Origin of the sequence: Streptomyces tubbatahanensis, from assembly GCF_022699385.1 — a bacterium.
Taxonomy (GTDB): domain Bacteria; phylum Actinomycetota; class Actinomycetes; order Streptomycetales; family Streptomycetaceae; genus Streptomyces; species Streptomyces diacarni.
In genome coordinates, this window is record NZ_CP093846.1 from 325,652 (window position 1) to 346,855 (window position 21,204).

General features: G+C 72.0%; 19 protein-coding genes. 8 read left to right on the plus strand and 11 right to left on the minus strand.

All coding sequences use genetic code 11. The features are described from left to right. Window positions 1-7: 7 nt before the first annotated feature. Window positions 8-1,636 carry an FAD-binding oxidoreductase gene (locus tag MMF93_RS01365; RefSeq protein ID WP_242748719.1) on the plus strand — a complete coding sequence of 543 codons (1,629 nt, stop codon included), beginning with the start codon at window positions 8-10 and terminating at the stop codon, window positions 1,634-1,636. Continuing rightward, window positions 1,633-2,517, plus strand: coding sequence for a diacylglycerol kinase (locus MMF93_RS01370; protein ID WP_242748720.1), 885 nt, complete (start codon window positions 1,633-1,635; stop codon window positions 2,515-2,517). Before MMF93_RS01365 ends, MMF93_RS01370 begins: the two co-directional genes overlap by 4 nt. A 54-nt stretch (window positions 2,518-2,571) precedes the next feature. On the opposite strand, the gene MMF93_RS01375 is transcribed toward MMF93_RS01370, so the two are convergent. The 3 genes from MMF93_RS01375 to MMF93_RS01385 form a co-directional block, all read right to left on the minus strand. Continuing rightward, window positions 2,572-3,246: an ABC transporter ATP-binding protein gene (locus MMF93_RS01375; RefSeq protein WP_242748721.1), complete on the minus strand. Its 675-nt coding sequence runs from the start codon at window positions 3,244-3,246 to the stop codon at window positions 2,572-2,574. Continuing rightward, complete coding sequence (locus MMF93_RS01380) at window positions 3,243-4,370, minus strand: ABC transporter permease (RefSeq protein ID WP_242748722.1); 1,128 nt, start codon at window positions 4,368-4,370, stop codon at window positions 3,243-3,245. Before MMF93_RS01380 ends, MMF93_RS01375 begins: the two co-directional genes overlap by 4 nt. 169 nt (window positions 4,371-4,539) lie before the next feature. After that, the gene (locus MMF93_RS01385; RefSeq protein ID WP_242748723.1) at window positions 4,540-5,217 is read right to left on the minus strand and encodes a FadR/GntR family transcriptional regulator; all 678 of its coding nucleotides are present in this window, start codon (window positions 5,215-5,217) and stop codon (window positions 4,540-4,542) included. A gap of 22 nt (window positions 5,218-5,239) precedes the next feature. On the opposite strand from MMF93_RS01385, the gene MMF93_RS01390 reads away from it, so the two are divergent. From MMF93_RS01390 to MMF93_RS01400, 3 genes are all read left to right on the plus strand, one after another. Beyond that, a complete protein-coding gene (locus tag MMF93_RS01390) occupies window positions 5,240-6,487 on the plus strand; it encodes a CynX/NimT family MFS transporter (protein WP_242748724.1) in 1,248 nt (415 codons plus the stop codon). Between the two features lie 76 nt (window positions 6,488-6,563). Next, window positions 6,564-7,193, plus strand: coding sequence for a TetR/AcrR family transcriptional regulator (locus MMF93_RS01395; RefSeq protein WP_242748725.1), 630 nt, complete (start codon window positions 6,564-6,566; stop codon window positions 7,191-7,193). A 97-nt stretch (window positions 7,194-7,290) separates the two neighbouring features. Continuing rightward, window positions 7,291-7,755 (plus strand): DUF6314 family protein, encoded by a 465-nt coding sequence (locus MMF93_RS01400; RefSeq protein ID WP_242748726.1) that lies wholly within the window; start codon window positions 7,291-7,293, stop codon window positions 7,753-7,755. Window positions 7,756-7,827: 72 nt separating this feature from the next. Here MMF93_RS01400 and MMF93_RS01405 read toward each other — a convergent pair whose 3' ends face one another. The 3 genes from MMF93_RS01405 to MMF93_RS01415 all read right to left on the minus strand — a co-directional run bounded on the left by MMF93_RS01405 (window position 7,828) and on the right by MMF93_RS01415 (window position 9,823). Then, window positions 7,828-8,217 carry a VOC family protein gene (locus MMF93_RS01405; RefSeq protein WP_242748727.1) on the minus strand — a complete coding sequence of 130 codons (390 nt, stop codon included), beginning with the start codon at window positions 8,215-8,217 and terminating at the stop codon, window positions 7,828-7,830. 168 nt (window positions 8,218-8,385) lie between these two features. After that, complete coding sequence (locus MMF93_RS01410) at window positions 8,386-8,979, minus strand: helix-turn-helix domain-containing protein (RefSeq protein ID WP_242748728.1); 594 nt, start codon at window positions 8,977-8,979, stop codon at window positions 8,386-8,388. A 256-nt stretch (window positions 8,980-9,235) separates the two neighbouring features. Beyond that, window positions 9,236-9,823: a TetR/AcrR family transcriptional regulator gene (locus tag MMF93_RS01415; protein WP_242748729.1), complete on the minus strand. Its 588-nt coding sequence runs from the start codon at window positions 9,821-9,823 to the stop codon at window positions 9,236-9,238. A gap of 93 nt (window positions 9,824-9,916) precedes the next feature. Between MMF93_RS01415 and MMF93_RS01420 the strand changes: the two genes are divergently transcribed. Together MMF93_RS01420 and MMF93_RS01425 are read left to right on the plus strand one after the other, a co-directional pair. Next, window positions 9,917-10,960, plus strand: a complete 1,044-nt coding sequence (locus MMF93_RS01420; RefSeq protein WP_242748730.1) for an NAD(P)-dependent alcohol dehydrogenase — start codon at window positions 9,917-9,919, stop codon at window positions 10,958-10,960. A 318-nt stretch (window positions 10,961-11,278) separates the two neighbouring features. Further along, window positions 11,279-11,962 (plus strand): antibiotic biosynthesis monooxygenase, encoded by a 684-nt coding sequence (locus MMF93_RS01425; protein ID WP_242748732.1) that lies wholly within the window; start codon window positions 11,279-11,281, stop codon window positions 11,960-11,962. A 195-nt stretch (window positions 11,963-12,157) separates the two neighbouring features. On the opposite strand, the gene MMF93_RS01430 is transcribed toward MMF93_RS01425, so the two are convergent. The 3 genes from MMF93_RS01430 to MMF93_RS01440 all read right to left on the minus strand — a co-directional run bounded on the left by MMF93_RS01430 (window position 12,158) and on the right by MMF93_RS01440 (window position 17,554). Continuing rightward, on the minus strand, window positions 12,158-13,729 hold the full coding sequence (locus tag MMF93_RS01430) for a glycosyl hydrolase (RefSeq protein ID WP_242748734.1): 1,572 nt from the start codon (window positions 13,727-13,729) through the stop codon (window positions 12,158-12,160). Window positions 13,730-14,155: 426 nt separating this feature from the next. Further along, window positions 14,156-16,051, minus strand: coding sequence for a polysaccharide lyase family 7 protein (locus MMF93_RS01435; RefSeq protein WP_242748736.1), 1,896 nt, complete (start codon window positions 16,049-16,051; stop codon window positions 14,156-14,158). A gap of 285 nt (window positions 16,052-16,336) precedes the next feature. Next, window positions 16,337-17,554 (minus strand): DUF2330 domain-containing protein, encoded by a 1,218-nt coding sequence (locus MMF93_RS01440; protein ID WP_242748738.1) that lies wholly within the window; start codon window positions 17,552-17,554, stop codon window positions 16,337-16,339. 367 nt (window positions 17,555-17,921) lie between these two features. Here MMF93_RS01440 and MMF93_RS01445 point away from each other — a divergent pair, with 367 nt between their 5' ends. Continuing rightward, window positions 17,922-18,578, plus strand: coding sequence for a TetR/AcrR family transcriptional regulator (locus MMF93_RS01445; RefSeq protein WP_242748739.1), 657 nt, complete (start codon window positions 17,922-17,924; stop codon window positions 18,576-18,578). 75 nt (window positions 18,579-18,653) lie between these two features. Here MMF93_RS01445 and MMF93_RS01450 read toward each other — a convergent pair whose 3' ends face one another. Together MMF93_RS01450 and MMF93_RS01455 are read right to left on the minus strand one after the other, a co-directional pair. Continuing rightward, window positions 18,654-19,607: an NAD-dependent epimerase/dehydratase family protein gene (locus MMF93_RS01450; protein WP_242748741.1), complete on the minus strand. Its 954-nt coding sequence runs from the start codon at window positions 19,605-19,607 to the stop codon at window positions 18,654-18,656. 471 nt (window positions 19,608-20,078) lie between these two features. Then, window positions 20,079-20,948, minus strand: a complete 870-nt coding sequence (locus MMF93_RS01455) for a lysozyme (protein ID WP_242748743.1) — start codon at window positions 20,946-20,948, stop codon at window positions 20,079-20,081. Window positions 20,949-21,204 lie beyond the last annotated feature (256 nt).

Genomic DNA, 21,204 nt, shown 5'->3' on the forward strand with positions numbered 1-21,204 from the left:
GTACGCCATGAAGCGACCCACTCGCCGCGTCGGTGACATGGCCTGGAACGCCTGGGGCGACCCGGCGCACGCCCGTCAACTGGAGGACTCCCAGCGGCAGCTCCTCGTCGACACGCTCGGAGTCAGCGCCGCCGCGCCGCCGCGCGTGGAGCGCTCGGCGCTGCGGCTGCCGCCCAGCGCGCTGCCCGAGCCCGCCCGTGCCGCGCTCACCTCGGTCGTCGGCGAGGAGCACCTGCGCACCGACGACGCGGCCCGGATCCTGCACCTGGGCGGCAAGAGCACCCCCGACCTGCTGCGCCGCCGGGAAGGAGACGCCCGGCACGCCCCGGACGCGGTGGTGACGCCGGGCAGTCACGAGCAGGTGCAGGCCCTCGTGGAGATCTGCGCGGAACACGGGGTGGCGGTCGTGCCGTTCGGCGGTGGCACCAGCGTCGTCGGCGGCGTGGAGCCCGCACGCGAGGGCCATCCGGCGCTGATCAGCCTCGATCTGCGGCGCCTCGACGCCCTGGTGGAGCTGGACGAGCAGTCAGGCACCGCCACCCTGCAGGCGGGACTGCGCACCCCCGAGGCCGAGGAACTCCTGGGAGCCGAGGGCTACACGCTGGGACACTTCCCGCAGAGCTTCGAGTTCGCCACCATCGGCGGGTACGCGGCCACCCGCTCCGCGGGCCAGTCCTCGGCCGGTTACGGCCGCTTCGACGCCATGGTCACCGCGCTCAGGGTGGCCACCCCGCGCGGCACCCTCGACCTCGGCCGCGCCCCGGCCACGGCCGCGGGTCCTGATCTGCGGCAGCTCTTCCTCGGCTCGGAGGGCACGCTCGGCGTCCTCACCGAGGTGACGGTCCGCGTACGCCGCGCGCCCGTCGAACGCCGGGACGAGGCCTGGTCCTTCCCCTCCTTCGCGGACGGCACCGCCGCGGTGCGCGCGCTCGCGCAGCGCGGGCTGCTGCCGACCGCGATACGCGTCTCGGACGAGACGGAGACGTTCGTCAACGCCGTCATCGCCGGCTCCGCCGCGCCCGAGGGCTGCCTGTCCGTCGTCAGCCACGAAGGCGACCCCGACGACGTCGCGCGCCGCAGCGAGGCCGCGCGCAAGGTGCTGGCCGCGCACGACGGAAGCCGGCTGGACGACGAGGTGGCGGCCGCCTGGCGGCGCTCGCGCTTCTCCGGCCCGTACCTGCGCGACGCCCTCCTCGACACCGGTGTCCTCACCGAGACACTGGAGACGGCCACCTCCTGGGCGGGCCTGGCCGCGCTGCGCGAGACCGTGACCGCCACGCTGACCGCACACCTGACGACAGCCACGTCGACGCCGGTGGTCTTCTGCCACCTCTCCCACGCCTACCCGTCGGGCGGCTCGCTGTACTTCACCGTCGCCGCGGACGCCGGTGAGGAGCCGCGGTCGCGTTGGCAGGCGGCCAAGCGGGCGGCGGGTGACGCGATCGCCGCGGCCGGGGGCTCGATCACGCACCACCACGCGGTCGGCCAGGACCACCGTCCCTGGATGGAGGCGGAGGTCGGCCCCCTGGGTGTGGAGGTGCTCGCCGCCGTCAAGCGGACACTGGACCCCGCGGGCATCATGAACCCGGGCAAGCTCATCCCCGAGGCCGCCGCCCAGCCCCCCGCGGCCTCATGACCCCCCGACCGAGGACGGCCGTACTCGTCAACCCGGCCTCACTGACCGGAAGCTCGGCCAAGAACGCGGAGGTGGCCCTGCGCCACCTGGCACGGGCCGGCTGGGAGGCGACACTCGTCTCGGGCAGCGATCCAGCCGACGCCCTGGAGCGCACCCGCGACCACCTCGCCGCCGGCACCGACGTCCTCACCGTCGTCGGCGGTGACGGCCTGGTCCACCTGGGACTCCAGGCCGTCGCCGGCTCCGGGGTGCCGCTGGCGGTGGTCCCGGCGGGCACGGGCAACGACTTCGCCCGCGCGTTGGGCATACCGCGCCGGGATCCTGCCGCCGCCGCACGCCTGATCACCGAGGGCACCCGGCGCGCCGTGGACCTCGCGCGATGCGGTGACCGCTGGTTCGGCACCGTCCTGGCCTCGGGCTTCGACGCCCTGGTCACCCGACGGGCCAACGCGCTGCGCCGGCCTCGCGGCGGCGCCCGCTACACCGTCGCCACCTTCGTCGAACTCGCCAGGCTGCGCCCACTCCCCTTCCGGCTGCGGCTCGACGACCGGGAGCTGACTCTCGACGCCACACTCGTCGCCGTCGGCAACACCTGTTACTACGGCAGCGGCATGAAGGTGTGCCCCGACGCGGTACCGGACGACGGAGAACTGGCCGTCACCGTCGTGGAGAGCGCACCCGCCGTACGGCTGATGGCCACGCTGCCCCGGTTCTACAGCGGCTCCCACGTCTCCCATCCGAAGGTGCACACCTACCGCGCCCGCCACGTGGAGCTGGCCGCGCCCGACGTGTTCGCCTACGCGGACGGGGAGTTCATCTCGGACCTGCCGCTGACGGTCGACTGCGTGCCGGGCGCGGTGTCGGTGCTGGTGCCGGAGTAGCACCGGGGCCGGGCCGCGGGACCGGCGGTCCCCCCGCCCCCGGACGAGCCCGGGTCAGCCGGCGTCCGCCGGGACGTGGTGCTGCATGTCGACGACCTCGTCGGCGGCCCGGGTGACGACCGGATCGTGCGTGGCGACCACCGTGACGCAGCCGTGTCCGTGGGTGGTGCGCGCGATGAGGCCGGTCAGGTCGTCCGCGCGGGCGCGGTCGACGGCCGCGGTCGGTTCATCGACGAGGAGGAGTTCGGGCCCGCTCAGGAGGGCTCGGGCCAGGGCCACGCGTTGCCGTTCGCCACCGGAGAGCTGGCCGGGACGGTGACCCGACCGGTGTGCGAGGCCGACCTCGGCGAGCAGTTCACGGGCGCGGCCGCGCAGCGCGCGGGGCCTGCCTCCTGCGAGGGTGGCCGCAGCGAGCAGTTGTTCCTCGGCGGTGAGGCCGGATAGGAGGTTGCCGCTCTGGAAGACGTAGCCGATGCGTGTGCGGCGGGCTCGGGCACGTTCGCGGTCGCTGAGCGCTGCCAGGTCGGTGCCGTTCAGCAGCACCTGCCCCTCGTCCGGGCGGAGCAGGGCACCGGCGACGGCGAGCAGGGTCGACTTGCCTGACCCCGAGGGGCCGACGAGGGCGGTGAGCGCACCCGGCCTGAAGACCGTGCTCAGACCGCGCAGGGCGCGGGTGCGGGACTCTCCCTGCCCGAGAGTGACGGTGATGTCGTCGAGGCGGAGGCTCATCGTGCGGCTCCCAGCATGGTCATCGGGTCGACGGTGGTGACGCGCCGCAGAGTGAGGGCGGATCCCGCGAGGCCCACCAGGACCACGGCGCCCATGGTGGCGGCGAGGCTGCTCGCGGGGAGGCTGAACGGCACGCGCTCGCCGACGAGCAGACCGACGGCGAAGGCGAGCACGGCTCCGACCGCGGTGCCGAGGGCGACGACCACGGCGGCCTGGGCGAGCGTGTGACCGAGCAGCCGGTGGCGGGAGGCGCCCATGGCACGCAGCAGCGCCAGTTCGGGGGTGCGCTGCACGGTCCAGACGGCGAAGAAGGCGCCGACGACCAGCGGGGCGATGAGGAAGAGAAAGACCTGTATGGAGGTCATGGTCAGGCGCTCGCCCTCGTACCCGGGGGCCGCGGCGAAGGCGTCCTGGAGCGGAACGGTCGCGGTGTGGTGGCGGCGGTCCGCGCCTGCGAGCTTCTGGTCGGCGAACCCGGCGGGCAGTTCCAAGGCCACCGCGCTGTACTGGGCGGGGAGATCTTCGGAGCGCACGTCGGTCCCCGGCGTGGTGAAGCGGATCTGGCGCCAGGTGTCCGCGGTGACGTAGGCGGCGGGGACGTGGCCGTAGGAGGAGCGGCTGGTGGTGCCGACCACGCGCAGCTTGATGCCGAGCCTGTCGACGGTGAGGGTGTCGCCGATGTGGACACCGTCGTCGGCGAGCTGCCGGGAGATCACGATGCCGTGCGGTTCGTCCGCGTCCAGGGCCTTGCCGCGGTCGGCACCCGGGTCGGTGAAGGCGCCGGGTTCGACGCCGAAGGCGGCGAGGTCCACCTCGACGTCGCGATTGGTGGTGCCACGGGTGAGCGCGACGCCGAGGGGGGTGGCGTCGACGCCTTCCTCCTTGTCCCAGTCGGCGGCGGCCCGCTCGTCGACCAGGCTGCGGGCGAACTGGTCGGAGTCGGAGCCGGGGGCGAAAGCGACGTGCGTGGCGGGCATGCCGCGCAGCGCGGAGACGGTGTCGTCACCGAGGCCTGTGGTGAACCCGGAGACGATGCCGACGAGCGCCGCGACGAGGACGACGACGCTGCCCATCAGCAGGAAGCGGCCCCGAGCCGCTCTGAGTTCCAGCAGGGCGAGGAACACGGTGTTCCTTCCGATCTTAGGGACAGTGCGTCCCTAAGATAGAAGATGGCGACGCACCGTCCCCAAGCCGGGTGCCTCTGCCCCCCCCACAGGGCCCGACGGCGGCAGACGCCCGCGCGGTCACCCTGGACGGCAGGCGGAGAAGAGTGCGGCTCCGCGTGCGCCGGAGTCAGCCCTCGGCGCGGCAGACGGAGGCGTGGAAGCGCGCCGCCTCGACCTCCGCCGCGTCGGGCGCCGAGGCGCGGACGGCGTCGAGCAGCCGGGAGTGGTCCACGTACTCCTCGGGACGCAGCTGAGCGCCGAAGTGGTCGCGCAGCGACTCGCGGATCACCTGCCCCAGGTCCGCGTACAGCGCGATCAGCACCTCATTGTGGGAGGCGGCCACGACGGCCAGGTGGAAGTCCGCGTCCGCGTCCACGAAGGCGTCACGCTCCCCGGTCGCCCAGGCACGCTCGCGGCGCTCCAGCAGCTCGTCCAGATGCCGCAGGTCCTCCTCGGTGCGCCGCTGCGCGGCCGTCCTCGCGGCCTTCGCCTCCAACGCGGCCCGCACGTCGACCACCTCGCGCTGTTCGGCCGCGGCGAAGCGGCGCTGCATCACCCCTGCCAGCTCGCTCGTCGCCGCCACGTAGGTGCCCGAGCCGTGGCGGATGTCCAGCAGACCGTTGTGCGCGAGCGCCCGCACGGCCTCCCGAACGGTGTTGCGGGCGACGGAGAGCTGCCGGACCAGCTCCGGCTCGGTCGGGATCCGCGAGCCCACCGGCCAGGCGCCGGACGTGATCTGCCGGCGCAGCGCGGCGACCACGTGGTCGAACAAACCGGTCGGACGGGGAGCTGGACATAGACTCATCCCATGATTATACGATGCCTGGATGTCAGACCAAGGCGCTTTTGCCGCACGGCAGTTGAGACGGTGGCGCAGTGCGGCCCTGTCCCCCACGGGGAGACGCCGCTTCGCGGCGCTCGCGCTGGTGCTGGCCGCGGTGAACCTGCGGCCGGCTGTCACCAGCCTCGGCCCTGTGCTGGAGGAGACCCGTGCCGGGCTGGGGATGAGCGCGGTCACCGCCGGGTTGCTCACCTCGATGCCGGCGGCGTGCTTCGCGCTGTTCGGCTTCGCCGCTCCCCGCCTGGCCCGCCGCTTCGGGCCCGGCGCCGTCGTCGCGAGCGGCGTCGCGGCGCTCGCGGCCGGTCTGGCGCTGCGTCCCCTCTCGGCGGACAGCGTCCTGTTCGTGGCGCTGAGCGTGCTGGCGCTGGCCGGCATCGCGGTGACCAACGTGCTGCTGCCCGTCGTGGTCAAGCAGCACTTCCCGCACCGGGTCGGCGCCATGACCGGCCTCTACTCCATGGCGCTCAACCTCGGCGCCTCGACCTCCGCGGCGGTCACCGTCCCGCTGGCCCGGTCCTTCGGCGACTGGCGCGTCGGCCTGGGCGCCTGGGCGCTGCTCGCCGCCGTCGCCGTACCGCCGTGGCTGGCTCTGGCACGTGACCGTACCGGCGCGGCCGACTCGTCGCGGACGGCTGAGTCCTCCGCACCGGGCGGCGTCGCCCCCACCCGTCTCCTCGGCAGCCCGACCGCCTGGGCCCTCACCGTCTACTTCGGGCTGCAGGCCACCGCGGCGTACGTCGTCATCGGCTGGCTGCCGCAGATCTTCCGGGACGCCGGACTGTCCGCCGAGACCGCGGGCCTGCTGTTCGCCGTCACCTCGGTACTCGGCGTTCCCCTGTCCTTCGCGCTGTCCGCCGTCGCGGGACGACTTCGCCACCAGAGCGGAATCGCCGTCGCACTCGGAGCGTTCGGCCTCGGCGGGTATTTCGGTCTCCTGGCCTCACCGGCCTCGGCTCCTTGGCTGTGGGCCGGGCTGCTCGGCGTCGCCAACTGTTCCTTCCCGCTGGCCCTCACGATGATCGGCATGCGCGGTCGTGACGGCAGCACGGTGGTCAGGCTGTCCGCCTTCGCGCAGAGCACCGGGTACCTGCTCTCGATACCCGGGCCCCTCCTCGTCGGTGTGCTCTACGAGCACACTGGCGGCTGGCGTATCCCCCTCGTCCTCATGGCCGTGCTGATGCTGCCCCAGCTCGCGGCCGGCTTCTTCGCGGGCCGCGATCGCCAGATCGGCTGACCCGGGCTGTCCGCAACCTCCCAGCCGCGGGCCCACCGGCGGCTCGACGGCAGGAGCCGGCTCCTAAACTGGCTCCGTGCCCAGGATCCAGGCCGCGTCCGTCGCCGACCACCGCGCCCAGCAGCGTGCCGCTCTGCTCGAGGCGGCACACGAGCTGCTCGCCGAGGGGGACGCGTCCCGGGTGACGTTCGCGGCGGTCGCCCGCCGCACGGGGATGGCCCGCAACAGCGTCTACAAGTACTTCACCGACCGCCACCAACTGCTGACGGAAGTGGTGCGGGCGGCGGCACCGCGCTGGACGGGCCGCATCCACGCCGCCCTCGCCGACGCCGGCGACTCGTCTGGGGAGCGGGTCGCCGCCTTCGTCACCGCCCAGCTGGAGATGGTCCGCGACGGCGAACACCGCATCGCCCGCGCCGGCGCGGACGCGCAGGACGGCGCGGCCCTGCGCGCGGGAGCGGACGCGGCGCACCGCGCCCTCCTCGATCCGCTCGTCGAGGCCCTGCGGGACCTGGGCGACGACGCCCCGCTCAGATCGGCCCGGCTGTTGCAGGGATTCGTCAACGCCGCCACCACCGCCCTGGAGGCGGGCGACGACTACGAAGCCGTGCGCGACCGCGCGGTGAGCCTGGCCGTCGCCGCACTGGGAGGCATCGCGGCCCACGCGCAATCCGCCGGAGCCGCAGGGCCCGGCCACGACAGCTGAGCCCCGCGCGGGGTACGGGCGGCGCTCGCCCCGCCCGCCGGCGCCCGGCCGCCACCGCGACAGCCGGCTCCCGCACCCGGCCTGCGAGACTGCTGGCATGGACGAAGTACCGCACCCCGCCGCCGAAGTCCTCTCCTACCTGGCCGGGGAGTGGACCGTGCGCCGCGAGCTGCGCGACGGGCGGACCGGACACAGCGGCTGGTTCACCGGCCGGGCGACGTTCCGGCCCGGCACGGACTCCGCGTGGCTGCACGTGGAGGAGGGAACCCTGGAGTGGGGCGGGGCCCGGCGCGAGGCCGGGCGGACACTGCGGCTGGTGCCCGGCGCACACGGCGGCGCCGAGGTGACCTTCGCGGACGGCCGGCACTTCCACGACCTCGATCTGAGCAGCGGACGGTGCACCGTCTCGCACCAGTGCGGCGCCGACCTGTACGAGGGGGACTACACGGTGGTCTCCCCCGACGAGTGGCGACTGCGCTGGGCGGTTCACGGCCCGGCCAAGGACCAGTTGCTCACCTCCGTCTACCGGCGATCCTCCACCCAGGGCCCGCCCGACAGCTGATCCGGCGCCGGAGCGCGCGCTGCCGGATCGCACCGCAGGAGCCCGGGGGCCGCCAGGTCGGTGGCGTCTGACTCAACGCGGCTCGCCCGTGACGATCCACAGGTGCCCGAAGGGGTCACGGATGCGGCCCGAGCGCTTGCCGTAGTCCCGGTTCTCGATCGGGACGACCGTCTCGGCCCCGTGGTCCGTCATCCGTGCGCCGGTCTCGTCCGGGTCCTCGACGTCGATCTCCAACAGGACCGGGGAGCCTCCCAGGTCGTGCGGGGACAGCCACCCCCACGCCGAGACGGCGGGTGAGACCCGGAAGGACGTGGAGCCTAGAAGGTGCTCGACGACGGTGGGCCGGCCGTCGTCCCCCAGGGCACGGAACACCTCCTCGGCGCCGAGGGAGTCTCGGTAGTACGCCGCCGCGCGGTCGGGTTCCGACACGATCAGGCGAGGCAGGATCTTCAGCTTCGTCATGCTGTGATCGTGCGGCCTTGCGGCGGCGGAGTCTTGAACATTCGGGAACGGCCGGACCCAATCCGACCCGTCCCGGCCCGTCCCGGCCCGGAGACCGGCCGGCCGCGTTCTCCTCGCCGGACGACACCCCGCGAGCCTCCGGGCTCGGGCCGCCGGGCTACCGGGGGCTCAGGCCGCCGGGCCTTCGGTGCGCAGCCATCCGGTGGGCGTGCACCCGGCCATGGCCCGCCACTCCCGGGACAGGTGCGCCTGATCGGCGAACCCGGACGCGGCGGCCACGTCCGCCAGAGCGGCCCGGGTGGTACCGGCGGCCGCGAGCCGGCTCCGGGCCGACGCGAAGCGGACCAGTCGCTGGTACTCCTTCGCTGTCACGCCGAGTTGCGTACGCACCCTGCCGCTCAGGTGCCGCCTGGAACATCCGAGCAGCTGAGCGGCCTCGTGCACCCGGGGAGTGCGGGACAGGGCCGCGAGCATGGCCCGCAGTTCCGGCGCGTTCCCGCGTTCTTGGTGCCGGGCCAGGCCTGCGAGCAGAAAGCGTTCGACCAGCGCGCGACGCTGCGGCCAGCCCGTGCACGCCGCCAGCTGCTCCGGCAGGTCCGCCAGCGCGGGCGCGACGTCGGCGAGATCGGCGACATGTCCTGCCAGAGCGGACGCCGGAACGCCCAGCAGAGCGGCGGCGCCCAGCGGGCTGAGCGCCAGGTACACACCGCGGGTGCAGCCGCTCTGCCGTATCCGCGCCGGATCGAGGTGCAGGCCTGCCACGGCGGCACGATGGTGACGGCGCGAGGCGGGGCGTGCGAGCCATCCGATCTCGACAGGATCGGCCTCGGGAAGAGTGATCGACAGGGTGGCGGAGGGAAGCCCGCGATGCACGCCGACGGGGCCGGGACCCAGATCATACGGAACGAGCGTCGTCACGAACGGCCGCAGTGGAGAATCCGGCCTTGTCACGGGGGTGGCCCGCCGAAACGGCCCGGACGGCGAGACGGGAGAGCAGGACGCGCCACCGGCACTTGCGTCACTCGGCGGCGACAGCGCGGCGGACGCTGTCGCGGAGCAGGTCGCGGCGTTGGTCGTGGACGTCCGAGGGCTCCTGGGCCGTTGCCGCGTAGACGTTGCTGACCGGCGACCACGCCATGGACATGGCGATGACGAGGGCCATCACGTCGAACGGGTCTCCCCGGCGCACTCGGCCGGCCGCCTGGGCTTCGGCGATGGCCCCCCGTTTGTGGTCGTCGAGGCGGTCGTGGTCCTCGACCAGATGGCCGGCCGGCCTGCGCTCCAGGCGCGCCCAGGTGGCCAGCCGGATCAGGTCGGGGCGGCGGAGGTACTCGTCGTAGAGGCGGACGGCCCAGTCCGCGAGGTCGTCGGCGTCGATCGGCACGACGTTCGTGATCCGCTCCAGCGAGCCGAAGAAGATCGCGTCGAAAAGTCCCTCCTTGTTGCCGAAGTAGGCGTACAGCTGGGCCTTGTTGGTGTGCGCCGCGGACACGATCCGCTCGATGCGCGCCCCGGCGATCCCGTGCTGGGCGAACTCCTGGGTCGCCACGTCGAGGATGCGCTGGTAGGTCGCGGCTCCGCGCGAGGTCAGGGGCTGATCCGCCATGCCCGGGACGCTACCAGACAGAACGGTTGGTTTGCCTGGCGCGGAGAGTGCGCTAAGGTCAAACAGACCGAACAGTCTGTTTAGGGAGGCACTGTGCGGACAACGAGCGGATGGCAGGCGACGGGCAGCCCGGCGACACTGCGGCGCGTCTCGCTGGAGCGTCGCGAACTGCGCCCCGACGACATCGCCGTGCGGATCGACTACTGCGGCGTCTGCCACACCGACCTGCACGCTCTGCGCGACCACGACGACGCGGCCGGGCGTCCGCTGGTGCCGGGGCACGAGTTCACCGGCGTGGTGACCGAGACCGGCCCGGCGGTCACCCGCGTCTCCAGCGGCGACAGGGTCGCGGTCGGCAACATCGTCGACGCGTGCGGCGAGTGCCCCATGTGCCGGGACGGGCAGGAGAACTTCTGCCACGCCTTCCCGACCCTCACCTACGGCGGAACCGACCGGCACGACGGGTCCACCACTCTGGGCGGGTACTCCCGGGAGTACGTCGTGCGCGACAAGTTCGCGCACCCCCTCCCCGCGGGCCTCGATCCCGCCGCGGCCGCTCCGCTGCTGTGCGCCGGGGTCACCGTCTGGGAGCCCCTGCACGCCCTGGGCGTGGGACCCGGAAGCCGCGTCGGCGTGGCGGGACTGGGCGGCCTGGGACATCTCGCGGTCAAGATGGCCGTGGCACTGGGCGCCACCACGTCGGTCATCAGCCGCTCGCCCGACAAGGCCGACGACGCGCGCCGCCTCGGCGCCCACGGGCTGCTGGTGTCCACCGACCCGGAGGACATGGCCGGGGCCAGGGACGGATTCGACGTCGTCATCGACACCATCTCCGCGCCACACGACCTGAGCCCGTATCTGCGCCTGGTCGCCCTGGACGGCACGCTCAGCCACCTCGGGCATCTCGGACCCGTCACGGTGGAGACTCTCGACCTGCTCATCGGACGCAAGAAACTCACCTCAGCAGGCTCGGGGGGCCGCCCCGCGACCGCCGCCATGCTGGACTTCTGCGCCGCCAACGGCATCACCGCGGACATCGAACTGCTCCCGTCGGCACGGGTGAACGAAGCCCTCGACCGCCTGAGCCACAACGACGTCCGCTACCGCTTCGTACTCGACATGTCCGACCTGGAGTGAGGACCTCGATGCGTTCGACGGTCTCTCCGGCGTCGCAGCGGGGCGGGGGTCGCTCCGTCGGTGTGGCCGTGGTCCGCGAAGTCCCGTGCCGCAACGGGAGAGGCGCCCGCTGGTAGTGCCGCGTCAGGCCGACGTCTCACGAAGCCAGGCCCTTTCCACGCGGCTGGTGGCCTCTCAACCCCCTGACGACGGCGCTCCTGACGGGAAGCACCAGCCCGCTAGGCTGAGGTCTTTTTCGGTTTCGCCGTGAGAGGGTCGGCTGATGGCCGCTGCCCATGGGCACCGCTCGTGAGCGTTGGGGACAACAGGAGGCTGCTGGTGAGAACAGGTGTCGCATCCGTACTCGGTCAGGTCTCCACGCCGGCGGCGGTGTTCGGTTCCTGGCAGGTGGGTACGCCGCAGCGCCAGCATGCCGTCGCGGAGGCGATCGCCGGCGCCTGGCGGCGCAGGCCGTGGCCGGGCCCTGGCCTGCGCTCGTACGCGGTCCTGGCTGCCGACGACGGCACCACGCTGCTGCACTTCTCCCAGGTCGACGACTTGGAGGACGTTCCGGCTCAGGACCTGACGTGGAAACAGGAGGTGGACGCGGCCGTACCAGGAATCGAGAGGACCGGCGTCAGCGCGGGTGTGCTGCGGCGCAGCACGCCCGCCTATGGGCCGGCGGCCGAGGCAGCGTGTGCCGTGCTGGTCACCCGGATCTTTGACGGCCCCGATGCCGAGCGGGCGAACCGGCTGGTGGATGCGATGTTCGAGAGCAGCGCCGAGACACCGGCGGCCGAGGGGCTGCTCTCAGCCCACTTCTATGTGAGTCCGGACGGGGCCACGGTGCTCAACTACGCGTTGTGGGCCTCCGCCGACGCGCACCGTCAGGCCATCGAAAACCGTCCGGCCGAGTTGGAGGCCAACGCGCAGTGGCAGCAAGCCCACGCCTGCCCGGGTCTGCTCAGCACGTCTTTCCAACGGTTCCGCCCACTGCTGCGACTGGCGCCGACCGCTCGGTAGGAGAGAGCGCGGACGTGGGCCGGAAGCGGGAGGCCGGAGACGGCACGCGGGACAGGATCCCGCGTGCCGTTCGCCGCGCCGGCTCACCGCGCCGGAGCGTCCCGCGCCGGAGCGTCGCTTCACACCGCCAGAGCGCCGACTCACCGCGTCAGCACGCCGGTTGAGCGCGCGAGCGCGCCCCGCAGGCGCGGACGTTCAGCCGGCGTCGCGGTAGATCTTCGCGCCTCCCTTCGCGTTGGCGCCGTCGTAGAGGCCGGTCGGGCTGGTCTGGGTCGAGAGGGCGAACCACGCGTAGCGCTGCACGAAATCCAGCCCCTCCAGCGTCTTCGTCGAGGAGGTGATAAAGGCGTTCTGCTCCTCCTGGCTCGGGTAGCGGGGGGTGTCCTTGGTGAAGTCGATGAGTGCGTACTCGGTCAGCCAGACCGGCTTCTTGTACCGGTCGTGGACCCGCTTCAGGTAGCCGGCCAGCTGCTTGGAGGCGTCAGGGCCGAAGTCCGAGCCGTACCAGTGCACCGGGATGAAGTCCACGCGCAGGCCGCGCTCCTGCGCGCCCTTCATGAAGCGGTCCAGCCAGCTGCCGGGCTTGTCGGCGTCGACAGCGACCGCGGGGGCGCCCAGGTTCAGGCCGGTCTTCTCCAGGCGGGGCCACAGGTCGAGGGCCTGCTCGGGTGTCATGTCGGCCTGCTGGGGCAGATCGGGCTCGTTGAAGGTCAGCAGGTTCTTGCCCTCCTTCTTCGCCTTGTCCAACTCCGCGTCGGTGACCGAGCCCGCGCCCCAGATCGTCGGGACGTACTCGACCCCCTTCGGCTTGGCGACGCCGGCACTCGACGAGGTCCAGTTGTGGAACCAGGACGCGCCCGAGTCGTCCAGCGCCTGGGTGGCACCGTCGACGGGGTTGAGTGCCACGCCCCTGGCGTGCCCCGCCGCGGGATGGTCACCGGAACCGGGCTCGTCGCCGTGCCCGGGGTTGTTCCCGGGCTCGGTGCCCGGCTTGTCGGAGCCGCCGGGGCCGTGGAAGGTGACGGTCATGCCCTTGCACTCGCTGCACTGGCGCACGACCTGGTTGCCCTGCTCGGCGTCGTGCTTGGACCACGCGTACGCCGTCGGGCACTGCTTGGTGAGCGCTTCGCTGTAGGCGGTCTTCGCGTCGCGGTTCGGGTTGACGCACACCAGCGGCTTGCCCGCCTTGTCCTTGGTCAGGTTCTCGGGCGGGCAGTGGGACAGCAGGTCGACGGGACAGCCCACCGAGGCACACTGCCCACCGTTCTCGGGCGGGGTCGCTCCGTCGGGAGTGATCGTGACGGCTGCCGAGACGGCGTTGACGTAGCTGACGTTGTACCAGGGCGCCGCCGCGTCGGCCGGGTCGAAGTTGAACTCCGCCAGGCTGACGGGCTGTTCACCCGTGGTGCAGCGGTCGGCGTACGGTCCGCAGTCACCCACGGCGCAGTGGAACGTGCTGCCCGACTCCCCGCCGCACCCCTGACGGGCGAAGAACTTGCCCCGCCAGTGGCCCGCGTCCGAGCGCTCGGGAACGGTGATGGTGGCCGACTTCCCCGGGTCCAGGACGGGCAGGTCGGTGAGCGGAGTCGATCCGTCCGCGTTGACCGTGGCGCCGACCCACACGCGACTCCCCGTCTGGTTCCGCAGGGTGACCGTGTGCTCGCCGTCGCCGGCGGCCGCGGCCTCGGTGACGTGGTCCTTCGCGTTGTCGGAACTCCCTCCTGTGAACCCTCCCGAGGCCACGGCCGAGACGGCGGCGACAACCAAGAGAAGAGCGAACAGAAGTGGCCGGAATGATCGAAGTGATGAAAGTGGTCTCTCGCGCACAGAACACGCCTCTCGGGTCAGTTTTGTCTGCTCACGCACGACGGATGCGCGCGGCGGACGGTTCACCCGAGAAGCCGTTGGCTTACGGCGGCACCGGCCCAGGTCCTGTGCCGGGCCGAGGCGACCGGCCGTCAGCTGCCGGCCGGGGTTTCCCATGGGCGGCCATCCGGTGGGGGGTGCCAGGTGGCCGCCTCTGGTCGCGGCGAGAGGCCGGCTGCGCACCGGTTACCCCACCCACCGGCCGGATCCGAACGGATCGTCGGAGTCATCCGGCAGTGGGTGGGGAGTGGTCACGGGCCGCCGCGGGTTCCGGCAGAGGCGTCGAGCACCGGGTGCACCGAACTCATCGGGCACCCGGTGCGTCGGTTACTCGTACACCCGGACCCAGTCGACCTCGAAGACCGCGGGCCTCAGGCCGCTGTCACCGGTGAAGTTGTCGAGCTGGATGTTGAGGTGTCCCGAGGGCATCGACTGGATGTTTCCCCGGTCGGAATCCGCGCCGTCCGCCAGGCGGAACCACTCCTTTCCGTCGACGTAGCCGACCAGTGCTTGCGGTGTCCACTCGAACGCGAAGTTGTGCCACTCGTTCATGTCCACCGGGCAGACCTCGCGGTGTTCCTTCTTGTCCGAGGGGCTGCGCGGATAGTGCAGGAACGCCGTGAGGCACTGTGCGTCCGGGTCGGAGTACTCGACCCAGTCGTACTCTCCGTTCTCGAGGCGGTTGCCCTCGGTGGGCCAGATCAGGTGCAGTGCGTGGTAGAGGTCGCCGCTGGAGCCGATGTTCTTCGAGCGGGACCGGATCTCCCACCGGCCGTACTGGGCGTCGCGCTTCTGGCGGAGCCACCCCGTGTCGCCGTTCTCCTCGCCTCGCATGGTGAGCATGCCGTCCGCCACGGTGCTGTTCTTCGCACACCGGCGGCCGTTTCCGCTGTGCCCCTCCCAGCACCCTTCCGTGCCGCCGACGTCTCCGGAGGGCGTCGCCCACTTGTCGGGGTCGACCGCACCGGTGTAGTCGAACTCGTCCGAGATGGGCAGCGGCGTGCCCCAGCTGTGGCGGTCGGCGGCCTGGGTCGAGTCCGATCCCTGGTCGTCGCCGTGTGTGACGTCGAGCCCGTAGATCTTGACCTCTCCGTAGTTCTCACCGCTGCACGGCGAGGAGTTGCCGCAGTTGGCCTGGGTGTAGGCGCCGGTCTTGAAGTAGTTGGTCGAGTCGGAGTGGTCGAGCGTGGTCTCCAGCTCACCGTTGTAGTAGACCTTGATCTCACCGTCGCTCACCACGTACTTGACCTCGAAGACCGTGCCGAGTTCGTAGTGGTCGGTGATCAGGTGGTGGTTGGTGGTGTCCCCCTTGGTGATCCAGAGCTTCTCACCCTCCAGGCGCAGCGCGGTGACGTCGTCGTCCCCGCCGTGGATCTGGGCGCCGACGACCTCGGGCTTGTCCTCGGGCAGGTGGGTGAAGGCCTCCCGCACGGTCATGGTGTGCGTACCGGAGGTCGAGGACCACTCGATCTCGTCCCCGCCCCCGCTCTCCATCTCCCGCAGCTCGGAGCGCGGGTTGCTGGAGCCGCCCGTGGTGACGCCGTTGACGGGTGCGCGGAACCGCACGGCGTCCCCGGGCTCGGGCACGAGGAAGAAGGGGTCGTGGGAGTAGCCGTCGAGCTCGGGCTGGAAGATTTCGGTGGGTTCCTCCTCGTCGCCGATGGGGAGCGTCACCTTCCAGTCGCTCAGATCGAGGACGTCGGACGGGAGCTTGGCCTCGCCGCCGTCGTCGCCGTCGTCATCACCGGGGGCGCCCCAGACCTCGACCTCGGTGAGGCTGTTCCAGTCTCCCTCGCCCTCACCGCTGTAACCATGGCCGACATAGCGGACCTTCGAGGTGCGCACGGGGTCGAACGCGAACGACTCCAGGCCCGTCGTCGTACCGCTGGTCCTGCCGTCGTGAACGGTGACCCAGCTCGATCCGTTCCAGTACTGGAGCTGGAAGACGTTCTGCCGGGTGGTGCCCTTGTGCACCGCGAGCTTGATGTGGGTGACGGTCTTCGTCGAGCCGAGGTCCAGTTGCAGCCAGGCACCGTCGCCTTCGCCCGACCAACGGGTGGTGTAGTCGTCGTCCACGACGTTCCCTGGCTCGTTTCCGTCGTCGGTACTGGCCGTGACGGCGCCGGCCGCGGGGGTGATCTGGACGTCGGCGGCGTGCGCCGTGGCCGGCACGAGCAGCAACGCCAGCACCGCCATCACCGGGGCGAGGACGGCGAACGCCAACGGCTTGCGCCCACGTCTCCCGAGTAAGAAACGAGACAGAACGATGTGCCTCACAGGTGGGTCCTCCTCTTGCGGTTTCGCTCCGTGGTCCGGCCTCTCCGGCGTGCTGCCGGGCGGCTCGGCGGCCGGCCTCGACCGTGCAGCGGAAGCGACGGGGCATCCGGGCACCGGCCGTCGGTCGGTGCGGCGACTACAGCAGCCCCGGAATTGTTCAGCACGCGTCCGGGCCGCGATGAACAACTCCTCGTGGCCGCGGCACCGGTGCACGGCGTCGGGCTGCCGCCATTACGCCCCGGGCGACACCGGATGCCGGGGAGGCGTGTTCCGTCGGCGTCCGCGGCGCACGAGCAGGGCCGTGACGAGCACCAGGACGAGCAGCAGCGCGCCGCCCACCGTCACCATCCAGGCGGGGACGCCGCCCCAGCGCAGCAGGACGTCCCGGTCATAGGTGCGGTGGAAGGGCCTGTCGGAGGCGGCGCGACGCAGCACGTGGTCGCCGGTGATCTTCTCCGGTTCGGGGAAGTTCTGCCGGAGTGCGGTGAGGTGCACGTCGCCGTCCGCCAGTTCCCGCACCAGCTCGGGCTGGTCGGCCGCCTCCAGCCGGTCCGCGAAAGTGACCTCGGGGGCACGTCCGCCGATCGCGTCGCGGGGCTCCATCCGGTGCGGAGCCAGGACGTACAGGCCCAGGCTCTGCGGCTCGCGGGCGGCTCGTGAAAGACGCATCGGGTAGACGAGCCGGTCGGAGGAGAAGGTGAGGTGCAGGGGCTGCAAGGCGCCCGAGAGAACGTCGCCCCCCGTGTCCTGCGCGCCGTCGTCGCCGGCAGCACCGTCCTCACCGGCGGCACCCCCACCCTCGACGGCCCCGCCACCGTCGACGGCCCCGCCACCGTCGGCAGCGTCGGAGGAAGCCTGCTTCTTGCTCGGTGCCAGCCGTACGGCGACGTACTCCCAGTTCCGCTCGACGTAAGGCGCCAGTTCGCCGGCCACCCGAGGCGGGAGGCGGAAGCCGTTGTCGCGCAGCCAGTCGCGCAGCGCTCCGGGGTCGTCGGCCGCGAGCCGGGCCACGTCGAAGGGCCCCAGCCGCTCGCGTCCCACCACGTCGACGCCGGGCCCCTGGGCCGCCGCGCCAGGAGGCGCCGCGGCGCCGTCGGCGTCCTCGAAGGGCCAGTCCCCTGAGCGGGGCCAGAAATAGGGCCGGTCCTCGGGCCGTGGCGCGGTGAGCGCGGCGAGTTCGTCGAACAGCCGGCTCTCCCCCAGCTTCACCGAGGCGCGGTGGGGTACCGGCATGATCCAGGCAGCCTCCTCGGCGTCACCGTGGACGGTCAGGCGCATGACGATCTGCTCGGTGCGCCCGTCCCAGCGCACCGCCGACGTCTCCTGGTTCACGCCGATACGGGACTGGTCCGCCGGCACCATCGCACCACAGCCGCACGCGTACGCGGGCCACGCGAGGGCGACGGTCTGGGCCCCGAGCAACGCCAACACGAGGGTCAGCGCGCGCAACGCGCCCCTCCCCCGCCCCACCGCGTACGCCCCGCCCCGCGCGGAACGTCCGCCACCGCTTCCGCCAACCCTGACCGCGCCCACCGTGGCGACTCCCTCACTTGCGTACGTCCGGCCCGCCGCCGGTCAGCACCGCACACCGCTGACCGGCCATGTCCCTGCCATGACGTCGGGGCCCACCTCGCGGTTCCGCACCACCCGCCCCGCCCCGCGGTGCGGCCGCCCCAGCGGGACACATAGGGACAGGTAACGGGTAAGGACGACGCCATGACGCGCACTCGGCCCCCGAATACGTCGTAGCCTTCGTGATACCTTGTAACCAGTTGTCGCCGCTGAGGCCGCAGAGAGCGCGGAGAGGTGCACGCCGATGTCGGAAACGGGAACGAAGAGTCCCCGCGAGCGGTACCGCGCACAGGTCCGCGGAGAGATCAAAGAACGCGCGTGGGAGCAGATCGCCACGGCCGGAGCGTCCGCCCTCTCCCTCAACGCGATCGCCAAGCAGTTGGGCATGAGCGGACCGGCGCTGTACCGGTACTACGCCGGCCGCGACGAGCTGATCACCGAACTCGTCAGGGACGCCTACCAGAGCCTCGCCGACACCATCCGTGCGGCCTCCGAGGCCGGCGCCGACGTGTCCGCGCTGGCACACGCGTGGCGCCGCTGGGCCCTGGAGGACCCTCATCGGTACCTTCTCGTCTTCGGCACACCCGTCCCCGGCTACCGCGCCCCCGACGACGTCACCGCCGTCGCGTCCCAGATCATGGCGGTCCTGATCGACGCCTTCGCGGCCCTCACCCCCGAAGTCCCCGAGGCCCACCCGACGCCGTTCGGCACCCACCTCGACAGCCACCGGGAGTGGGCCGCCGGCAACCCCGCACCGTCCGCCGTCCTCCACCGCGCACTGGCCCTCTGGACCCGGCTGCACGGCGTCCTGTCCCTGGAAGTCGCCGGCCACTTCGCCGGGATGGGATTCGACCCCGCCGCGCTCTTCACAGCCGAGCTGGACGCCCTGCTGGACCACTGACCATCTCACCTGACTCCGGGCGTTGACCCCCGCCCGCCCGGAGCCCGCGAGACGTCACTTCTCCTCGTCGATACGTCACTTCCCGTCGGCGAGGAAGGCGCGGTACCAGCCGAGGGTGTCCTCGACAGTGGTGTCCAGGGTGAGAGGTTCGGCCCCGAAGGCGTTCCGCATCGCGCTGGAGTCCATGATCTGGGGCTCGGTGTGCTGGTAGAACAGCTCGGCGTAGGAGTCCATGAACGTCTGGTCGAAGGGGCCGAACGGGCGCGGCTCGCTCAGCACAGTGAGACGCAAGGGCCGTCCGAGCTTCGCCTCGATGGTCTCGAAGACCTGACGCGTGGTGCGAGCCGGCGCGGTGGGCAGGTGCCAGACGCGGCCGTCACCGTGCGGGTTCTCGCCCAAAGTGGCAAGCCCCGCGGCGACGTTGCGGATATCCGTGTAGCTGTGCGGCAGGTCGATGTCGCCCAGAGCCGCCACCTCGCCGCCGGTCAGGGCGCCGGGGAAGACGGCACCGCCCAGCGTCGAGTTGAGCACGCCGGGCCCGACGAAGTCGGCCGAGCGGCCCAGCACCACAGCGACGCGGCCCTGCTGGTGCGCGGCCAGGTACTTCTCGTCCAGCTCGGCGCGCATCCTCCCCTTCTTGGCGGTCGCCCGCCACGGGGTGTCCTCGGTCATCACCTCACCGTGGGTCTCGCCGTAGGGGTAGAGGGTGTCCAGGACGACCAGTCGGGCCCCCTCGGCTTCGACGGCGCCGAGGACGGCGTCCTGGATGCCCGGCATCATGTCGACCTGCAGGTGGTAGGCGACGTTGACGCAGTGGTAGACCACCGCGGCGCCCTTGAGGGCGGCCCTGGCCCCTTCGACGGTGCCGACATCGCCGCGCACACGGGTCACGCCCTCGAGGTCGGGGCCGGCGCCGGAGCGGTCGACGAGGTGGACCCGGTGGCCACGCGAGGCCAGCTCCGCGGCGAGCGTGGTGCCGGCCGGCCCGGCGCCGAGGACAACATGCAGGTCGTTTCCGGTAGCGCTCATTCTTGTACACCCTTCCCGCCAGCTCCCCCCGGACTCGGTTTGTCCGGCTCACTGGCCTGTTAGAGCTTATAACGCACGCAAGCATCTGTCACGCGCGAATGAACTTCTAGAGGGGAGGGAGCGGCGCACGGCAAGGGAGCGCCTCGGAAGATGCCTCACGAAGAGCCGGAGAAGGCGGGCGCAGAGGTCAGTGGCCTGACCTCGGCGAGCGGCGACGGGCGCGAAGAGCCTGCTTCGAGCGGCGCCGGGAGACGGTGGCCGAGAAGCCCGGGAACCGAGCCGAGCAGACGTACCCGCGGGGCGGAGGGGCGCGGGGCGGAAACGCGGGGGCGGGCCGCGGGCGACGGCGCGGAGGGCAGAGCGAAGCCCCCCGAGAGCGGAGTCGGGGGGCAAACACCGCCGATTCGGCGGTTCAGGGTGGGCGCGGCGCGTCACGCCCGTTGCGCACGGGCGTGACGCGGTCGGCAGGTCCTACCCGTTGGCGAGTGCGGTCAGCTGCTCGGCCGAACCGTTGAAGCTGTCGTGGTCGCCCACGGTGGGACCGGTCGAGGTGTACTGCCAGAACGTGTGGAAGCCCCAGCCGGCGGGGAGCGCGCCGGGACCGTCGGCGTACCGCGCGACCCACAGCGGATTGGTCGCGCCGAATCCGGCGTTGTTCCCGGTGCACTGGGTCCACCAGTCGGTGGTGGTGTAGATGACGGCGTCCCGCCCCGTCCGGCTCTTGTAGGTGGCGGTGAAGTCCTTGATCCAGTTGACCATGGCGCCCTGGCTGAGCCCGTAGCAAGTCGCGCCGTACGGGTTGTACTCGATGTCGAGGACTCCGGGGAGGGTCTTGCCGTCCTTGCTCCAGCCGCCGCCGTGGTCGGCGAAGAAGTTGGCCTGGTCGGCGCCGCTGGAGTTGTCCGGCAGCGCGAAGTGGTAGGCGCCGCGGGTCATGCCGACGTCGTAGGAGCCGTTGTACTGCTGCGTGAAGGAGTCGCTCTGGTAGCCCGTGCCCTCGGTGGCCTTGACGTAGGCGAACCGCACGCCGCTGCCCCAGAGCGCCTGCCAGTCGACGTTGCCCTGGTGTCCGCTGACGTCGACGCCTTCGACGGAGGCGTCGAGGCTGGGCTTGCCGTCCTGCTTCCAGCCCTTGTGTACGGCGATGCCCGCGCCCATGTAGGCCTCGCCCGGCTGGAGTTCGCCGGGCCGGTCGGTGGCCTGCGCGGCACCGGCCGCGCCGACGGACAGGGCGGCGAGGGCGAGGGAGAGCGCGGTCGCGACGAGAGCGCGCTTGCCGCGGGAGGAGGGGGCGAGGGCGGGAAGGGGGGCGGAGGTGTCGGTGAGTCTGTCGTTGGACATGCCTGTCTCCAAGTGCTCGGTGGGGGGTTCTGGTGTCGGTGTCCCGGACGGAGTGACAGGCAGGACCGGTCGACGGTCCGCCGGGACGGCGCCACGAGCCGAACGCCGACCGTGCGGCACGGTTGGCGCGAGCACGTCAAAATATAGGCAGCGTCGCTACCCGTGAGAAGAGCGTGCTGTCAATGCCGTTGGTCCAACCTGTGCACATCCCTCACCGGTCCCGCCCGGTCCGCGGCGAGCCGGCCGCCGGTGGCCC